The 15,730-nt window shown below is 74.0% G+C and carries 19 protein-coding genes; 13 read left to right on the top strand and 6 right to left on the bottom strand.

The window, feature by feature from the left end; all coding sequences use genetic code 11:
• Positions 1 to 76 precede the first annotated feature (76 nt).
• The gene (locus tag D7147_RS11120) at positions 77 to 505 is read left to right on the top strand and encodes an archease (protein WP_120676786.1); all 429 of its coding nucleotides are present in this window, start codon (positions 77 to 79) and stop codon (positions 503 to 505) included.
• 12 nt (positions 506 to 517) lie between these two features.
• Here the strand turns inward: D7147_RS11120 and D7147_RS11115 are convergent, their stop codons facing one another.
• Positions 518 to 1,936: an RtcB family protein gene (locus tag D7147_RS11115; protein WP_120676393.1), complete on the bottom strand. Its 1,419-nt coding sequence runs from the start codon at positions 1,934 to 1,936 to the stop codon at positions 518 to 520.
• Positions 1,937 to 2,057: 121 nt separating this feature from the next.
• Between D7147_RS11115 and D7147_RS11110 the strand changes: the two genes are divergently transcribed.
• Positions 2,058 to 2,873: an SDR family oxidoreductase gene (locus tag D7147_RS11110; RefSeq protein WP_120676391.1), complete on the top strand. Its 816-nt coding sequence runs from the start codon at positions 2,058 to 2,060 to the stop codon at positions 2,871 to 2,873.
• A 5-nt stretch (positions 2,874 to 2,878) separates the two neighbouring features.
• Here the strand turns inward: D7147_RS11110 and D7147_RS11105 are convergent, their stop codons facing one another.
• Positions 2,879 to 3,484 carry a hypothetical protein gene (locus D7147_RS11105; RefSeq protein ID WP_120676389.1) on the bottom strand — a complete coding sequence of 202 codons (606 nt, stop codon included), beginning with the start codon at positions 3,482 to 3,484 and terminating at the stop codon, positions 2,879 to 2,881.
• A 183-nt stretch (positions 3,485 to 3,667) separates the two neighbouring features.
• Here D7147_RS11105 and D7147_RS11100 point away from each other — a divergent pair, with 183 nt between their 5' ends.
• The 3 genes from D7147_RS11100 to D7147_RS11090 all read left to right on the top strand — a co-directional run bounded on the left by D7147_RS11100 (position 3,668) and on the right by D7147_RS11090 (position 6,248).
• Positions 3,668 to 4,699, top strand: coding sequence for a DUF5919 domain-containing protein (locus tag D7147_RS11100; protein WP_120687686.1), 1,032 nt, complete (start codon positions 3,668 to 3,670; stop codon positions 4,697 to 4,699).
• A 209-nt stretch (positions 4,700 to 4,908) separates the two neighbouring features.
• The gene (locus D7147_RS11095; protein WP_120676385.1) at positions 4,909 to 5,805 is read left to right on the top strand and encodes a pentapeptide repeat-containing protein; all 897 of its coding nucleotides are present in this window, start codon (positions 4,909 to 4,911) and stop codon (positions 5,803 to 5,805) included.
• Between the two features lie 206 nt (positions 5,806 to 6,011).
• The gene (locus D7147_RS11090) at positions 6,012 to 6,248 is read left to right on the top strand and encodes a preprotein translocase YidC (protein WP_120676383.1); all 237 of its coding nucleotides are present in this window, start codon (positions 6,012 to 6,014) and stop codon (positions 6,246 to 6,248) included.
• Positions 6,249 to 6,281: 33 nt separating this feature from the next.
• Here the strand turns inward: D7147_RS11090 and rnhA are convergent, their stop codons facing one another.
• Genes rnhA through D7147_RS11075 form a run of 3 tightly spaced genes read right to left on the bottom strand, consistent with a single transcriptional unit; the run spans position 6,282 to position 8,544 of the window.
• On the bottom strand, positions 6,282 to 6,749 hold the full coding sequence (rnhA, locus tag D7147_RS11085; RefSeq protein ID WP_120676381.1) for a ribonuclease HI: 468 nt from the start codon (positions 6,747 to 6,749) through the stop codon (positions 6,282 to 6,284).
• 46 nt (positions 6,750 to 6,795) lie between these two features.
• Complete coding sequence (locus tag D7147_RS11080) at positions 6,796 to 7,251, bottom strand: ASCH domain-containing protein (RefSeq protein WP_120676379.1); 456 nt, start codon at positions 7,249 to 7,251, stop codon at positions 6,796 to 6,798.
• A gap of 51 nt (positions 7,252 to 7,302) precedes the next feature.
• Positions 7,303 to 8,544, bottom strand: coding sequence for a lycopene cyclase family protein (locus D7147_RS11075; RefSeq protein WP_120676367.1), 1,242 nt, complete (start codon positions 8,542 to 8,544; stop codon positions 7,303 to 7,305).
• Positions 8,545 to 8,692: 148 nt separating this feature from the next.
• Here D7147_RS11075 and D7147_RS11070 point away from each other — a divergent pair, with 148 nt between their 5' ends.
• The 4 genes from D7147_RS11070 to D7147_RS11055 all read left to right on the top strand — a co-directional run bounded on the left by D7147_RS11070 (position 8,693) and on the right by D7147_RS11055 (position 12,256).
• The gene (locus D7147_RS11070; RefSeq protein WP_120676365.1) at positions 8,693 to 9,517 is read left to right on the top strand and encodes an ArsR/SmtB family transcription factor; all 825 of its coding nucleotides are present in this window, start codon (positions 8,693 to 8,695) and stop codon (positions 9,515 to 9,517) included.
• A 303-nt stretch (positions 9,518 to 9,820) separates the two neighbouring features.
• Entirely contained in the window at positions 9,821 to 10,306 is a 486-nt protein-coding gene (locus tag D7147_RS11065; RefSeq protein ID WP_120676363.1) for a hypothetical protein, read from the top strand.
• A gap of 84 nt (positions 10,307 to 10,390) precedes the next feature.
• Positions 10,391 to 11,080 carry a class F sortase gene (locus D7147_RS11060; RefSeq protein ID WP_325050646.1) on the top strand — a complete coding sequence of 230 codons (690 nt, stop codon included), beginning with the start codon at positions 10,391 to 10,393 and terminating at the stop codon, positions 11,078 to 11,080.
• A gap of 114 nt (positions 11,081 to 11,194) precedes the next feature.
• A complete protein-coding gene (locus tag D7147_RS11055; RefSeq protein ID WP_120676782.1) occupies positions 11,195 to 12,256 on the top strand; it encodes a magnesium and cobalt transport protein CorA in 1,062 nt (353 codons plus the stop codon).
• Positions 12,257 to 12,271: 15 nt separating this feature from the next.
• Here the strand turns inward: D7147_RS11055 and D7147_RS11050 are convergent, their stop codons facing one another.
• Positions 12,272 to 12,979: an MBL fold metallo-hydrolase gene (locus D7147_RS11050; RefSeq protein WP_120676361.1), complete on the bottom strand. Its 708-nt coding sequence runs from the start codon at positions 12,977 to 12,979 to the stop codon at positions 12,272 to 12,274.
• A 159-nt stretch (positions 12,980 to 13,138) separates the two neighbouring features.
• Here D7147_RS11050 and D7147_RS11045 point away from each other — a divergent pair, with 159 nt between their 5' ends.
• The 4 genes from D7147_RS11045 (at position 13,139) to D7147_RS11030 (ending at position 15,728) form a co-directional block, all read left to right on the top strand.
• Entirely contained in the window at positions 13,139 to 13,906 is a 768-nt protein-coding gene (locus D7147_RS11045; protein ID WP_120676359.1) for an SGNH/GDSL hydrolase family protein, read from the top strand.
• Between the two features lie 73 nt (positions 13,907 to 13,979).
• Complete coding sequence (locus D7147_RS11040) at positions 13,980 to 14,399, top strand: YchJ family protein (RefSeq protein WP_199734145.1); 420 nt, start codon at positions 13,980 to 13,982, stop codon at positions 14,397 to 14,399.
• A 208-nt stretch (positions 14,400 to 14,607) separates the two neighbouring features.
• Positions 14,608 to 15,342, top strand: a complete 735-nt coding sequence (locus D7147_RS11035; RefSeq protein WP_233563078.1) for a DUF4287 domain-containing protein — start codon at positions 14,608 to 14,610, stop codon at positions 15,340 to 15,342.
• On the top strand, positions 15,339 to 15,728 hold the full coding sequence (locus D7147_RS11030; protein WP_120676355.1) for a VOC family protein: 390 nt from the start codon (positions 15,339 to 15,341) through the stop codon (positions 15,726 to 15,728). Before D7147_RS11035 ends, D7147_RS11030 begins: the two co-directional genes overlap by 4 nt.
• The last annotated feature ends 2 nt before the right edge of the window (positions 15,729 to 15,730 follow it).

Genomic DNA, 15,730 nt, shown 5'->3' with positions numbered 1-15,730 from the left:
CCGACATCAAGGAAACCGAGTTGACCATGAGGAGATTCGGGCTGGTGATCAACGGTGGCGACGGATGATCGGGGGCATGGAGCAGCCAGCGCAGCGCGGGCACCGGTGCGTGCCGCACACCGCCGACGTCCGGCTCGAGGCGTGGGCGCGCAACCGGGAGGAGTGCGTGGCCGAGGCGGTCACGGCGCTGGTCGAGACCTTCACCGACACCGCCGGGGCGCGGCCCGGCCCGGATCGGGAGTACGAGGCAGCGCCCGCGCACGACGAGGACCTGCTGGTGAGCGTCCTCGACGAGGTGATCTTCCGGATGGAGACGGCGGACGAGCTGCCGCTGACCACCGAGGTGACCGACGACGGCCGCGGCGGCCTGCGGGTGCGCTGGCGGGTGACGCCTACCGACGCGGTCGAGCTGATCGGCGCGGTCCCGAAGGCGGTCTCCCTGCACGAGCTGCGGTTCGGCCCCGACGACGCGGGCTGGTCCTGCGCGGTGACCCTCGACGTGTGACCGCCGGGGCGCTCAGCCCTTGACCACGCCGATCGGCACCAGCCGGGCGACCTTCCGGCACAGCCCCGCGCCCTCGGCGGCCTCGATGACCGCCGTGATGTCCTTGTACGCCGCGGGCATCTCCTCGGCCAGCCCGCGACGGGACGCGCCGCGTACCGCGATGTCCTGCTCCTCCAACTGCCGGCGGGGGTCCGACCCGCGCTCGGCCTTGACCGCCTGTTTGCGGCTCTGCACCCGCCCCGCACCGTGGCAGGTGGAGGCGAAGGCCGGCGAGCCGGGAACCCCGGTCAGCACGTACGAGCCGGTGCCCATCGAACCGGGGATCAACACCGGCTGGCCGACGTCGCGCAGGTCGGCGGGGAGGTCCTCGTGGCCGGGCGGCAGCGCCCGCGTCGCGCCCTTGCGGTGTACGCAGAGGCTGCGCCGCACCCCGTCGACCTCGTGGTTCTCGATCTTCGCCAGGTTGTGCGAGATGTCGTAGACGAGGTCCAGGTTCCGGCCGGTCTGCTGGGCGAAGACCTGGCGGGCGGCGTCGGTGAGCAGCTGCCGGTTGGCGCGGGCGTAGTTGGCCGCGGCCGCCATCGCGCCCAGGTAGGCGCGCCCCTCGTGCGACGAGACCGGGGCGCAGGCCAGCTGCCGGTCCGGCACCTCGATGCCGTACCGGGTCATCACCTTCTCCATGCCCCGGACGTAATCGGTGCAGATCTGGTGGCCCAGCCCCCGCGATCCGCAGTGGATCATCACGCAGAGCTGCCCTTTGTGCAGGCCGAAGGCGGCGGCCACCCGGTCGTCGTACACCTCCTCGACCGCCTGCACCTCGAGGAAGTGGTTGCCGGAGCCGAGGCTGCCGACCTGGCGGGCGCCCCGCTCCACCGCCCGCTCACTGACCTGCTGCGGGTTCGCGTCGTCGACGGCGCCGTAGTCCTCGCAGCGCGCCAGGTCCCGCTCGACGCCGAAGCCGCGCTCGACGGCGTACCGGGAACCGCCGCGCAGCACGCCGTCGAGCTCCGCGCGGTCCGTGAGGTGCCAGACCGCGCCCTTGCCCATTCCTCGCGGCGTCGACGCGGAGAGCCCGTCCATGAGGGCGTCCAGGCGCGGCCCGAGCTCCGCGCGGTCGAGGTCGGCGGCGAGCAGCCGCACACCGCAGGAGATGTCGAAGCCCACCCCGCCGGGGGAGACCACGCCGCCGTGCTCCACGTCCGTCGCGGCCACGCCGCCGATCGGGAACCCGTAGCCCCAGTGCACGTCCGGCATGGCGTACGAGGCCTCGACGATGCCGGGCAGGGTGGCCACGTTCGCCACCTGTTCGAGTGCCTTGTCCGCACCGGCGTCGGGCAGCAGCGACGGGCTCGCGAAGACCACGCCCGGCACCCGCATCGGATCCTGCCGGTCGACCCGGAACCGGTACGGCGACTCCTGCACCACCTGCATTCGACGCGCCTACCCGCCGTCGCCGGCCCTACACGTACGGCCGAGCAGCGGGCGGCGCCGCCGGAACCGGCGGATGACCGGGGCGCGGTTGCGTCCGCACCGGTCCGGGTAGTGAGCCGCCATGCCCGCACGTTTCGAGGAGTACCCCCGCATCGCGATCGTCACCGGCGCGGACTCCGGCATCGGCAAGGCCTGCGCGGTGGCGCTCGCCGAGGCCGGTTTCGACCTCGGCATCACCTGGTACGGCGACCCGGACGGCGCGTCGCGTACCGCCGCCGAGGTGCGCGACGCCGGACGCGTCTGCGAGGTCGCGGAGCTGGACCTGACGCGGCTGCCGGAGGCGGCCGGCGTCGTCGACGAGCTGGCCGACCGGCTGGGCGGCATCGGGGTACTGGTCAACAACGCCGGCACCGGGGCGTCGGTGCCGTTCGTCGAGACCGGCTGGCAGCAGTGGCGGGAGGTGCTCGCGGTCGACCTGGACGGCCCCTTCCTCTGCGGGCAGCGGGCCGCCCGGCGGATGCGCGCCGCCGGCGCCGGGGGACGGATCATCAACATCACCAGCGTGCACGAACACGCGCCGCGGGTCGGCTCGGCCGCGTACTGCGCGGCGAAGGGCGGGTTGGGGCTGCTCACCAAGGTGATGGCGCAGGAGTTGGCGCCCGACGGCATCACCGTCAACGCGGTCGCGCCGGGTGAGATCTCCACCCCGATGACCGGGCAGGAGGACGTCGACCCGTTCACCCAGGATCGCCCGGGCGTGCCGGTGGGCCGGCCGGGCGACGCGCGGGAGGTCGCCGCCGTGGTCGCGCTGCTCGCCTCCCCCGCCGCCGCCTACGTCACCGGCGCGTCCTGGCCGGTCGACGGCGGAATGCTGATGATGGGCCCACAGGCGAACGCGCTCACCTCGCACGACTGGCGACGGGTGGACCCGGCCTGAGCGGGCTAGACCTGCGCCGTGGAGGAGCGCTCGACGTGACCGAACTGGGCGGCGAAGGCCAGCAGCGCCACCCCGGCGCCGACTCCGATGGCGGGCCCGGTGGAGAGCCCCGCGAGCCCGGTCAGCAAGGTCACCCCCAGCCCCGCCAGCAGCGCGTTCACCGCGCCCACCAGCAGCGCCGTGGTGAGCAGCAGCTGGGCCCGGCCCGGCCGGTTGCCGACCGCCGCCCAGGTGGCCCGCGCCGCACCGCCACCGGAGACCGCGTCGAGGAAGAAGTCGTGCCCGCCGGCGAACCGCTCGTGGTAATACGCCCGGATGCGCTGCATCCGTTCGAGGTCCACCTCGTTCTCGACCATGTTCTGCACGAGCCGCAGGAACGTGAGCAGCCCGGTGATCACGAGGGTGGGGAGCACCGCCCCGAGGTACGGAGGGATCAACGCGTCGTTGCCGGAGACGAAGCCGAGTCCGATCAGCGCGGCGGAGAGCAGCGACAGGAAGATCGTGGCCCGGCCGACGGACTCGGTGACGGTCGCGCTGCGCGAGGTCTGCAGCACGAAGTGCTCGGTGGTGAGGGCGGTGAGCAGCGCCTGCTCACGTTCCTTGTCGTCCATGCCGCCTCACCGTCCGTGATTGACCAGCCGGGCATCGTCACGATATGAGTTCCGGGACCGCACTCATCGGCGAATGCGGCGGATCCGAAGGGGACAGCGGCCGGCAGAGCGCGCACGTATCCTGCCGTCGTCCCGAAGTGATCGCCGGACGCCACGGCGGCGACCGGCCCGGAAGGAGGCCGGATGCGCCGGGCGGGCGGCTGGCGGTCAGGGCGTACGCCTCGGCAGCGGCGGGCCTTCGTGGTCGGCGGCGGGCTGTTGGCCACCGCCGTGGTGATGCTGCTGGCCGCCTGGCGGAGCAGCGGTTTCCTCAGCGACCTGTTGCTCAACCTCGGGGCCAGCGTGGTGCTCGCGGCGATCTCCTACGTCATCTTCGATCCGCTCTTCGAGGAGGCCCGCAAGGCCCGGGTGCAGGAGCACCTGAGCTTCGACCAGGAAGCGTTCGTGGCGCGCCTGGACAGGTGTCGGCGGGTGCGGATCCTCGACACCTGGACGATCCTGCTGGACGATCAGCACCGGCAGGCGACCCTGGCCGCGGTCGAGGCGGCGCTGCGTAACGGCGCGGAGGTGAACCTGCTCCTGCTCGACCCGGACTGCACGGCGGCGCAGCAACGCTCCGAGGAGTTGGAGCGGCAGGGCGTCGACGTCCCCGGCCACATCCGGGCCAACCTTCGACACCTGATGGCCCTGCGCCGCAAGCTCGGCGAGAACGAACGGTTCCAGGTGCGCGTCTACGACGCGTCGCCGTCGATCCAGCTCTACCAGTGGGACGGGCGCTCCCTGATCTCGTTCTTCCCCGTCGGCAAGCTGTCGTTCAACGTTCCCCAGCTCGAGGTCGACATGGGCAGCCCGTTGGGTGGTTTCGTACACGCCCGGTTCGAGGAGCTGTGGGACCACGACCAGGCGACCGTGCCGCTGGAGCGGTACGACCGGCTGACGGTGACGCTGGGCGACGAGAGCTCCGACTACCTCCGGGCGGAGATGGCGTACGTGGAGGTCGACGGCGAGCACTACATCGACTGCGAACGGTCGCGACCGAACCTGTCGCTCACCGCCCGGGTGCCGATGCCGCCGCGTACGCCCGGGTCGACGCCTCGGGTGTTCACGCTGGTGGAGCCGGTGGACGAGGAACGCGCCCCGGTGACCCGACGCTTCGACGAGAAGTACGGGCCGGCCCGGGCCGAGCGCACGATCCTGCGCCTCGCCCCGCAGTAGCCCGGCGGTCCTCCCCTCCCCCACCGGTGCGACCGTCACCCGCACCCGTGCGGGCGCGCCGCACCCCGCTGCGGCCCGGCGCGCGCGGTGGCCGCCGGAGTGGCGGGCGACCCGGCCGGTGACCGGACGCCGCCCGGCGGGACAATGGGTACGCGTCCGCGCGGCCCGCGTCGGCGCGAACCGGTCGAAGCGGCAGGAGAACGGTCAGCGTGGCGGAGAACCCACGGTCGGCGGATACGGGGCGGGAGGCGCTGCGCGCCGACTGCACCCGCTGCTTCGGCCTCTGCTGCGTCGTTCCGGCCTTCGCCGCGTCGGCCGACTTCGCCATCGACAAGCCGGCCGGTCAGCCCTGCCCCAACCTGCGTCCGGACCACCGCTGCGGGATCCACACCGACCTGCGGGGTCGGGGCTTCCCCGGCTGCACCGTCTTCGACTGCTTCGGCGCCGGGCAGCAGGTCGCCCAGGTGACCTTCGGCGGGCGGGACTGGCGGGCGGAGCCGGACTCCGCGCAGCTCATGTTCGACACGTTCGCGGTGATGCGTCCGCTGCACGAGCTGCTCTGGTATCTGACGGAGGCGCTGGCCCTGCAGCCGCCGGCCGGGCTGCGCGCGGAGCTCGACCGGGCCCGCACCGAGACCGTCGGGCTCACCGAGGGCAGCCCCCAGGAGCTGCTGGCCCTGGACGTCGGCGCGCACCGCGACCGGGTCAACGTGCTGCTGTCCCGGGCCGGCGACGCCGCCCGGTCCCGGGGCGGGCGCCCCGGCGCGGACCGCCGGGGCGCGCAGCTGTTCGGGGCGGACCTGCGCGGCGTCGACCTGCGCCGCGCCAACCTCCGCGGGGCGCTGCTGATCGGCGCCGACCTGCGTGGGGTGGACCTGCACCTGGCCGACCTGACCGGGGCCGATCTGCGCGGCGCGGACGTACGGGGCAGTGATCTGACCGAGGTGCTCTTCCTGCACCAGTCCCAGCTCGACGCCGCGCGCGGCGACACCCGTACCCGGCTGCCGGCGGGGCTGGTGCGGCCGGCGCACTGGACGGCTCTCGCGGTCACGCCGCTGCCGCGTACGCCCCGGCCGGCCCGACCCGCCCGGCGCGGTCGCCGCTGATCGAGCCGGCGGGCCATGCACGGCCCCGTCCGATACCGCCGCCCCACAGGAGGGCGGTACGGCCGCCGTCGGCGCCTGACAGGAGGGCGGGGGCGGCGCAAGGCGCCCGCCCCGGTGCTCGCGTGACGCCGAGGCGAGCGACGTTTCGCCCAATTGCGCTCGGGTAGCCACAGCTGATCGGAGGACGGTATCGACGGGAGGCGACCGTGGGCTTCAGAAGCCGCCAAAGTGAGCAGCCGGTCGATCCGGAGCACGCCGAGGACGAGGCCGGCCAGACGCCACTGGTCCAGGTCGAGGCGGACACCGAGGTCCCGGCCCCGGACGACACCGACGTACGGCCGGACGTGGTCACCGAGGACGACGGCTCGGGGGTGGCCGGCGGCTCCTCCGGCAGCAGCAGCGGCGGGTCGAACATGCCGGGGCACCCGGACGCAGCCCGCTGACCGCCCACGGCCCCGTTCCGCGACGAGGGCGGGCTACCGGGCGGGCACCGCCGCGCGGGCCTCGGTCATGCCCCGGTTGGCCAGCGCGTCGGCGCGCTCGTTCTCCGGGTGGCCGTTGTGCCCCTTCACCCACAGCCAGGTGATCTGGTGCCGGGCGCAGGCCGCCTCCAGCCGCTGCCACAGGTCGGCGTTCTTGACCGGCTGCTTCGCCGCGGTCTTCCAGCCGTTGCGCTTCCAGGAGGCGAGCCAGCTGGTGATGCCGTTGCGTACGTAGGTGCTGTCGGTGTTCAGCTCGACGGCGGACGGCCGGGTCAGGCTCTCCAACGCCTGGATGGCGGCCATCAGCTCCATCCGGTTGTTGGTGGTGGGGGTCGCCTCGCCGCCGCAGAGCTCCCGCTCGTGCTCGCCGTAGCGCAGCACGGCACCCCAGCCGCCCGGTCCCGGGTTACCGCTGCACGCGCCGTCGGTCCAGATCTGCACCACTCTGCCGCTTTCCACCATGCCGGCAACCTACCGGGCGTACCGAGCCGCGACCCGCGCCGGGGCGTCAGCCGTCGACGGGTGTCTCGGCGCCGGAGGCGGAGTCGACGGTGCTCACCAGCCGGAATCGTTCGGCGACGACCAGCGTGTCGTCGTCGACGGTGAAGTCGGGGTCGCCGAGTTCGGCGCGCACCTCGGGGCTGTGCCAGAACTGCTCGTGCCCGGCCCGCCACTCGGCCACCGACTCGTCGCCCTCGCCCTCGTCGAGCGCGTGTTGCAGGTCGACGTCCGCGAGCCGCACCACCCGGACCTCGGTCAGCTCGATCACCGCGACCGGCCGCTCGGCCGAGTCGATCACGACTGACCGCTGGCCGGCGCGGGGCAGCGGCTCGCCCTCGCGCTCGTAGCCGAGGAGCAGGCCGGTGGTCGAGGTCTTGGCCCCGGCGAGGATCGCCGCCACCAGCTGGTCGCGCAGTGGGCCGGGGAACGCGAACTCGGCCCGGGGAAGATCGTCGAGTTCCATCCGGGCGAGGATAGCGGCGGCGGGGCCGGGCCGGTGTCCCCGCCGTCGCGATCAGGGCTCGGGTCGGCGCACGCTCTCGGTCACCGGGGGTGGCACGGGCGGCCCGGGTCGGGGCGGTCGGAGCCGGTCGCGCAGCCGGTGGGTGGAATCCCCGGCGGTGGCGCTGATCATCGGCAGCAGCCGGGTGGAGGCCATCAGGGCGATCTCCTCGGCCGGGGTGGTGGTGCCGTCGAGGAATCGCAGCACCCGCTCGGCCGGGTTGCGATCGAAGAGCCGGGCGAAGAACTCGGCGCCGCCCACCGAACCGCGGTCCAGGGCGCGCAGCGCGACCGCGTCCATCCAGCGGTGCCGGCGGGGGTACGCGGGCCGCGGCACCGGCGGCCGGCCCTCGGCGAGGGCCCGGGCCACCTGCTCCGCCTGGCGGCGCATCGCGGCGAAGGTGAAGCCGGTGGAGGGTCGGGTGGCGCCGCCGGCGGTGCCGAGCCGGACGACCCGGGGCGACGGACGGGCGTCGAACGGGGCGTCGGTCATGGGGATCACCCCGTTCTCCACCTCCCGCACGGTCAGCCGGCCCGGGTCGAGGCCGAGCAGGTCCCGGTAGCCGTCGAGGGCGGCGTCGTAGCCGGCGCCGGTGAGCTGGGTGGGTGAGAACTCGGTGTACTCGACGAGGGCGTACCGGTCGCTGACCGGCAGCAGGTAGCCGAAGGAGACGCCGCGGGCGGGTTGCCGGGTGCGGAAGTCCATCAGCACCGCCCGGTCCGGGTCGAAGACCGGGTGCTGCGCCGCCAGCCACCAGCCGCGGAAGTGCTGCAACCAGGTCGTACGGCCGGGGCGTGCGGGTGGTCTCGGCCGGGAGTCGAGCACCCAGCGGGCCCGAACGGCCGGCCCGTCATCGGCGGTGCGGACCAGGACCTGCTCTCCGTCGTCGTGCACGGTCTGCACGGGGGCGACCACCCGGGTGACGCCGAGTCGGTGTTCCGCGGTGGCGGCCCGTTCGTAGACGGCGGCGGAGCGGAGCATCGCGTACCGCAGCGGGGCGAGGTCTAGCACCCGGCGCGCGGCGGGCGTGACCACCTCGACCTGCCGCCAGCTCGCGCTCAGCAGCGGGTCGAGGTCGCCGTCCGGCCGGTCCCAGAACGCCCACGTCCGGTCCTGGCCGCGCCGGTGCACCGGGTCGATGACGGTCACCCGCAGGCCCCGTACGCCGTGCCGGTCGAGGGCGGCGAGGACGAGGGAGGCCGCGCCACCGCCGCCGAGCAGGGCGAGGTCCACGTCGGCCGGTGCGGAGTGCATCGGTCCACGCTGTCACATCACGCCGGCGCGGACGTCGGGTGTGGTCGGGGTGGCGGCCGCCGGCCGGGCTCGGGGTCGACCTTGTTGACAGGCAGCCGTACGGTTGCCTAATCTGATTGGCAACCGTACGGCTGCCCTTGGAGGTGCGGTGGACGCGGTGTTCCGAGCGCTCGCCGACGCGAGCCGCCGGCGGCTGCTCGACAGCCTCAACGCCCGCAACGGGCAGACCCTGCGCGAACTCTGCGCGGGGCTGGACATGACCCGACAGTCGGTGAGCAAGCACCTCGCGGTGCTCGAGGCCGCCGAACTGGTCACCAGCGTCCGGCGAGGGCGCGAGAAGCTGCACCACCTCAACGCGGCACCGATAACCGCGATCGCGGACCGGTGGATCAGCCGCTACGACCGTCAGCGGGCCGAGGCGCTCGCCGACCTGCGCACAGCATTGGAGGCTTCGCCCGTGGAGAGTCCCACCTTCGTCTACACCACCTACATCGACGCCACCCCGGAACGGCTCTGGGCCGCGCTCACGGAACCGGCCTTCACCCGCCGCTACTGGGGTGGCGTCGCCCTGCAGTCCGACTGGCAGGTCGGCTCCCCGGTGCTCTGGCAGGACGCGCCGGGCGAGGAGCTCCGCGACCTCGGCCAGCGGGTGCTGGTCGCCGAGCCGCACCGGCGGCTGTCGTACAGCTGGCACGGCTTCCAACCGGAGCACGCCGAGCACTTCGGCTGGTCCGCGGCGGAGCTGGCCGCCCGGCTCGGCGAGCGCCGGTCGCGGGTCACCTTCGAGATCGAGCCGCACGGCGCTGCGGTGCGGCTGACCGTGATCCACGACGACTTCTCCCCCGACAGTGAGATGCACCGGGCGATCAGCGGGCAGCTCGACGGCAGCGGCGGCTGGCCGGAGCTGCTGGCCGGCCTCAAGACGCTGCTGGAGACGGGCCGGCCCCTCCCGGAGCCGACCCGGGCCGGCTGAGCACACGGCGGGCTCGGCCGGGACCGGCCGGGACCGCCTGCCCGGCTCGGCGCGGGCCGCCGACCGGGCGAGACCTCGCCTTCGACCCAGGCGGAGCGTCGGGCGCCCACCCGGGCGTGCCCGACGTTTCCGCAGCTCACCCCGCTCTCGGGTGGACACGTGACGGTAACGGGGATTTCTCATTTTCACCGGATCGAGGGGCCAACCGCCCTAGTGTGGGGACACCGGTGCTAGTCGCGGAGTTGGCCACCCGAACGACGTCCCGCCACCTGCTCAGCGGACGAAGAGTGAGGGAAGACGCGTATGAAACCGAAGAAAGTCATCCTGTCGGCGGTGGCCGGCCTCGGCCTCGGCGTACTGCTGCTGCCGGGCTTGGCGCTCGCGGACACCGTCGTGTCACCGGCCACCACTCCGGTGGGTGGCACGGTCGTGCTCACCGCGACGACCTGCGACCCGAACTCCGGTGACGCGCTCTTCCGCGTCACCGGCCCGAACCGCGACGAGAACGTGCGCTCCACCACGGTCGCCCCGGGCGGCGGTCTGAGCGCCGAACTGTTCACCGCCGGGTTCACCCTCGGCACCTACACGGTCACCGCCACCTGCGGCGACGGCACCGTGCAGAGCAGCACGCAGTTCACCGTCACCCCGATCGGCGGCGCACCCGCCGGCTCCGGGGGCCGTGGCGACGGCACCGGCGCGCTCGCCGCGGGCGGCACACTGCTCGGCGCGGCCGCGGTCGGCACCGTCCTGCTGCTGCGCCGCCGGCGCGCCGCGTCCACTCTGGCCTGACCTGACGCACCATCCCTGTTGCGGGGCCCGTGCCGGCGACGAGCCGGGACGGGCCCGGCGAGGATCAGGCACGGAGGTGACCACGTGTGGCGTCGAGGAACATCCGGACCGTCCGGCACGCCCACCGCGCCCACCGGATCGCGTGGACGCCGCGGGTGGCCCGGTCTGGCCACCATCTCCACCGTCGCCGTCGTGGCCCTGCTCGGCGTCACCGGCGTCGGCCTGGTCACCGCCGGGCTGACCGCCCCACCGCCCCGGCCGCCGCAGCCGGACATCGCCGCGCCGGTGGCGAGCCGACCGGCGCCGGTCCTGCCTCCGCTGCCGCAGTCCGCGCCCACGCTCGTACGGATCCCCGCGATCGGCGTCCGCGCCGAGATCGTTCCGATCGGCGCGGACGCCACCGGCGTGCTGGAGGTGCCGCCCCTGGACCGGCCCGCTCTGGCCGGCTGGTACCGCCACGGAGTCAGCCCCGGCGAGGCCGGCAACGCCGTGCTCGTCGGGCACGTCGACTCCCCCACCGGCCCCGCGGTCTTCTTCCACCTCGGCCGGCTACGGCCCGGTGACACCGTCCGGGTCAGCCGGGCCGACGCGCGCGTGGCGACGTTCACCGTCGACCGGGTCAGCAACTACGCCAAGGACAGCTTCCCCACCGACCAGGTCTACGGCCCGGCCGAGTCGTCCGGACTCCGCCTGCTCACCTGCGGCGGACGGTTCGACGAGCAGACCGGCGAGTACGTCGACAACGTCGTCGTGTTCGCGACCCGCACCGGCTGACGCCGAGCCACAGTCACCCCCGATCCACGTTCGCGTACCGTAGGCCGGCGTTCGGCGATGCGGAGGTGAGCGGTGGACCCGGTGCGGCTCCGGTCCGGTTCGGGACTCTCCACCCTGCTGCGACGGCTGCTGCGCCGGCAGCCCGCCGAACTCCTCGACCCGGCCTCGCGCGTCAACCCCGATGCCGTGGTCGACTGTGCGATCTACGTCAACGGTGAACGCCGCCCGGGCCGCCCCCACTACACCGACGCGTACGACCGCTGCCGGCGCGACCGCGACGCGTTCGTCTGGCTGGGACTGCACGAGCCCGACGCGGAGGTGATGACGGCGGTCGGCCGGGTCTTCGGCCTGGACGAGCTGACCGTCGCGCAGGCACTCGCCGACGGGCACCGACCCGCGGTGCAGCGGCACGGCGACGTGGTGCTGCTGGTGCTGCGCACCGCCGGTTACGTCGAGCACGCCGAGTTGACCGAGGACTCCGAGGTGATCGACACCGGGGACGTCATGGTGTTCCTCGGTGACCGGTTCGCCATCACGGTCCGGCACGGGGCGACCGGCGCGCTGGCTCCCGTACGGGCCGAGATCGAGCGGCGGCCGGCGCTGCTCGCGGAGGGACCGTGGGCGGTGGCCTACGCGGTCTGCTCCCGGATGGTGGAGCTGTACCTGGAGATCGCCGGACACCTCGAACGGGACCTGGAGCGGGCGGAGGAGAGCCTCTTCGCCCGGAACCGCGCCGCGAACATCCAGAACCTCTACCAGCTCAAGCGGGAGGTGGTCGAGTTCAAGCGGGCGGTACTGCCGCTGCAGGCGCCACTGCGCACCCTGCTCGAGGACGACCCGGCCAACCCGCCGCGCGGCCTGCACCGCTGGTTCCTCGACGTCGACGGCCGCCTCGCCCGGGCGGTGGACCGGGTCGCCACCTACGACGACCTGCTCACCTCGATCGTGCAGTCCCGGCTCGCGCAGCTGGCGGTCGAGCAGAACAACGACATGCGCAAGATCGCCGCCTGGGCGGCCATCGCCGCCGCGCAGACCGGCATCGCCGGGATCTACGGCATGAACTTCACCCACATGCCGGAGCTCGGCTGGCGCTACGGGTACTGGGGCGTGCTCGGCGCGATGGCGCTCGCCGCGCTGACCCTGTACCGCCTCTTCCGCCGTTCCGGCTGGCTCTGAGGGCGGTACCCCGCCTCACCGCTGCCGCAGGAAGGCGCGGATCCGCTCGCGGGGATTGTCGGTGAGCTCCGCGCCGTGCGTGAACGCCGCCACGTCGTACTCCAGCTCGGCGAGGACGTGCGCGGTCTCCTGGGTCATCCGGAAGTCGGTGCAGAGGACCTTGATCGGCCACCGGAGGCCGACCACGTTGAAGAGCGCGTCGCCGGTGATCAGCACCCCGGTGGGCTCGTGCAGCAGGGAGACGTGCCCCGGGGAGTGCCCCGGCGTGTGCACGACGCGCAGGCCCCCGCCGACCGGCAGCACGTCGCCGTCCGCGAGGGGCTGGGCCACGTCGACGGCGGGGAAGCTGCCCCCGCCGAACCGGGAGAAGAGCCGGCCACCGGTCACCCGCGGGTCCCGGGGCGGGGCGTGACCCGCCTGGGCGTACTCGACGTCGGCGGCGTGCACGACGACCGGCGCGTCGGTGCGGCGGGCCAGCTCGGCGGCGCCGCCGGCGTGGTCCGGGTGGGCGTGGGTGAGCACGATCCGGGTGACGTCGCCGGGGGTCTTACCGATCGCCGCCAGGCCGCGCACGATCCGGGCCGGCGCCCGCTTCAACCCGCAGTCGACGAGCGTGACGCTGCCGTCGTCGTCAACCAGGGCGTAGGAGTTGACCAACGCGCGGCCGGCCGTGGGTATCCGCCACAGGCCAGGGGCGAGCGGAACTGCGGGAGGGTGCGCCATGCGCGCGAGCCTAGAAGGCTTGGTCAACGCGCGCATGCCGCCGGGGCGCGGCGGTATCGGCAGCGCAGCCGCCGGGTGGCGGTATTGGCGGCGCAGCCGCGGTCCGGCGGTGGGGCGGCGCAGCCGCCGTGCGCTCGCGCCGCTAGCCTCGCCGATGTGATGTGGCACCGGTACGTCGCGATCGGCGACAGCACCACCGAAGGTCTGGACGACCCGGACGGCGCGGGCGGCTATCGGGGCTGGGCCGACCGCTTCGCGCTAGCGGTGGCCCGGGCGCAGGGCGGGCTGGAGTACGCCAACCTGGCGATCCGGGGGCGGACCACGGCGCGGATCCGGGCCGAGCAGCTGCCCACGGCGCTCGAGCTCGCCCCGGACCTGGCGACCGTGGTGGCCGGGATGAACGACGTCCTGCGCCCGTCGTTCGACGTCGAACGGGTCGCCGAGGACGTCGGCGCCATGCAGCAGGCGCTGGTCGAGCAGGGCGCCACGGTGCTCACCTTCACCCTGCCCGACCCGGTGCCGGTGATGCCGGCCGCACGGCCGCTGCGTGGCCGGGTGGGCGCCCTGAACGCGGCGCTGCGCAAGGTCACCGCGGAAACCGGGGCCACCCTGCTGGACCTCGGCGCCCATCCGGTCTCCTCCGACCCACGGCTGTGGAGCGACGACCGGCTGCACGCCAACGGCGCCGGGCATGAACGGATCGCGGCGGCGCTGGCGCACACCGCGGGGCTGCCGGGCAGCGACGATTCGTGGTCACGTCCGCTGGTCGCCGCTCCGCGGCGTCCGCAGCACGAGGTGATCCGCGCCGAGCTGACCTGGACGCGTCGGCACCTGCTGCCCTGGCTGGCCCGGCACCTGCGCGGCAGCTCGTCCGGCGAGGGGCGGCTGGCCAAGCGCCCGGTGCCGCTGCCGGTCGAGCTGGACTGAGCCCCGGCGGCGTCCCGGCGCTCACCCGGCGGCACCCCGTCGGCGCCGGCGGCGGGTAGGGCAGGATGGTCCGGTGGCAAAGCGTGGAAACCGCCGACGCGCGGCGGACGACGGCGAGCTGACCTGCCCCTGCGGGTCCGGCCGGTCGTACGCACGATGCTGCCGCCCCCTGCACCGCGGCGAGGCCGACGCGCCGACCGCCGAGACGCTGATGCGCTCCCGGTTCAGCGCCTTCGCCGTCGGCGACGCGGGCTACCTGCTGCACAGCTGGGACGAGCGCACCCGGCCGGCCCGGCTCGACCTCGACCCCGGCCAGCGGTGGCTCCGGCTGGAGATCGTCGACACCGACCGGGGTGGGCTGCTCGACAACACCGGCACCGTCGAGTTCCGCGCCTACCACCGCAGCGGCGGGCAGACCGCGGTGCTGGCCGAGCGCAGCCGCTTCGTCCGAGCCGACGGCCGCTGGGTCTACCTCGACGCCGAGCAGGACTGACCCGGCGCGAAGCGCCGGCATACGCCCTTCGTCGCGCTAGTATGAGCGCGGCGTAGTCCTGCGCCCCACCTCCCTCCCGGTGCTCACGCCACCGGCCTCGCGGAGGCAAAGGGGGCTCCGAGCCCTCGGGACGCGACACATGCCCCACTGTGGCGGGGCCGGCGGGAGCGTGGGTCCCTGCGGTCACGCCGTTGCCAGGGAGCATGTGATGACCAGCCAGAAATCCTTCAAGTCCCGGATCCGCACTCGGATGGACAAGACCGGCGAGAGCTACACCATTGCCCGCCGGCAGCTGCTCGCCCGCTCGCGCGGCGTTGATCCCGAGCCCGTCGACCCGCCCGCTGCGGGCGCGGAGCCCGCTGGCGCTGTGCCGGGCGCGGCGGCACAGACCGAGCGGATCGCCGACGCGCTGCTGCGCGACCGCACCGGCCGCGGTTGGGACGAGTGGTTCGCGCTGCTCGACGCGGCGGAGGCCACCACCCTTAGCCACACCGAGATCGCCCGCTGGTTGGTCGGCACCCACGAGATGCCCGGCTGGTGGGCGCAGACCGTGACCGTCGGCTACGAGCAGGCCCGGGGGCTGCGGGCGCCCGGGCAGGGGCGCGACGGCACCTACACGGCGGGCGCCACCCGTACCGTCGCCGTGCCGGTGGACCGGCTCTTCGCGGCGTTCGCCGACCCGACCCTGCGCGCCCGCTGGCTGCCCGACGCCGAGGTGCGGCTGCGTACGGCGACGGCACCGAGGACGTTCCGGGCGGACTGGGCCGGGGGCCCCACCCGGATCGTGGCCGGTTTCGAGGCGATCGGCGAGACCCGGTCACGCGTGGCCCTGCAACACGAGAAACTGACCGGTGCGGAGCAGGCGACGGAGTTCAAGGCGTACTGGCGGGACCGACTCGGCACGCTGAAGCAGCTCCTCGAGGCGGACGGAGACGCACGGTGACCATCACGACCTTCATCAACCTGCCGGTACGGGACCTGGCCACGTCCGCCGAGTTCTTCCGCTCGATCGGCTTCACCGGCGCCCAGCCCTCGCCCGACCGCACCAGCATCATGCTGAGCCTCAACGAGACGACCCAGCTGATCCTGCACATCGACTCCGCCTTCGCCGAGTACACCGAGGTGGGGATCACCGACACCGAGACCAGCCGGGAGGTGATCGTCGGGCTCGCCGCGGAGAGCCACGAGCAGGTCGACGAGCTGGTCGACCGGGCCGCGGCGGCCGGCGGCAACGTCCTCGGCCCGGGTCGGGAGACCGGCCAGCTCTACATGCGTGGTTTCCGCGACCTCGACGGCCACCAGTGGTCGTTCGTGCACGTGGCCGGTTGACC

Source organism: Micromonospora musae (assembly GCF_003626545.1).
GTDB lineage: Bacteria > Actinomycetota > Actinomycetes > Mycobacteriales > Micromonosporaceae > Micromonospora > Micromonospora musae.
Note: the sequence above shows the minus strand (reverse complement) of the source record. Positions and strands in the feature narration are given on the sequence as shown.

Bases quoted from the DNA above. Each gene is read 5' to 3' on its own strand.
- D7147_RS11120 (WP_120676786.1), top strand. From the start codon at position 77: ATGGAGCAGCCAGCGCAGCGCGGGCACCGGTGCGTGCCGCACACCGCC.
- D7147_RS11115 (WP_120676393.1), bottom strand. From the start codon at position 1,936: ATGCAGGTGGTGCAGGAGTCGCCGTACCGGTTCCGGGTCGACCGGCAG.
- D7147_RS11110 (WP_120676391.1), top strand. From the start codon at position 2,058: ATGCCCGCACGTTTCGAGGAGTACCCCCGCATCGCGATCGTCACCGGC.
- D7147_RS11105 (WP_120676389.1), bottom strand. From the start codon at position 3,484: ATGGACGACAAGGAACGTGAGCAGGCGCTGCTCACCGCCCTCACCACC.
- D7147_RS11100 (WP_120687686.1), top strand. From the start codon at position 3,668: ATGCGCCGGGCGGGCGGCTGGCGGTCAGGGCGTACGCCTCGGCAGCGG.
- rnhA (WP_120676381.1), bottom strand. From the start codon at position 6,749: ATGGTGGAAAGCGGCAGAGTGGTGCAGATCTGGACCGACGGCGCGTGC.
- D7147_RS11080 (WP_120676379.1), bottom strand. From the start codon at position 7,251: ATGGAACTCGACGATCTTCCCCGGGCCGAGTTCGCGTTCCCCGGCCCA.
- D7147_RS11075 (WP_120676367.1), bottom strand. From the start codon at position 8,544: ATGCACTCCGCACCGGCCGACGTGGACCTCGCCCTGCTCGGCGGCGGT.
- D7147_RS11065 (WP_120676363.1), top strand. From the start codon at position 9,821: ATGAAACCGAAGAAAGTCATCCTGTCGGCGGTGGCCGGCCTCGGCCTC.
- D7147_RS11050 (WP_120676361.1), bottom strand. From the start codon at position 12,979: ATGGCGCACCCTCCCGCAGTTCCGCTCGCCCCTGGCCTGTGGCGGATA.
- D7147_RS11045 (WP_120676359.1), top strand. From the start codon at position 13,139: ATGTGGCACCGGTACGTCGCGATCGGCGACAGCACCACCGAAGGTCTG.
- D7147_RS11035 (WP_233563078.1), top strand. From the start codon at position 14,608: ATGACCAGCCAGAAATCCTTCAAGTCCCGGATCCGCACTCGGATGGAC.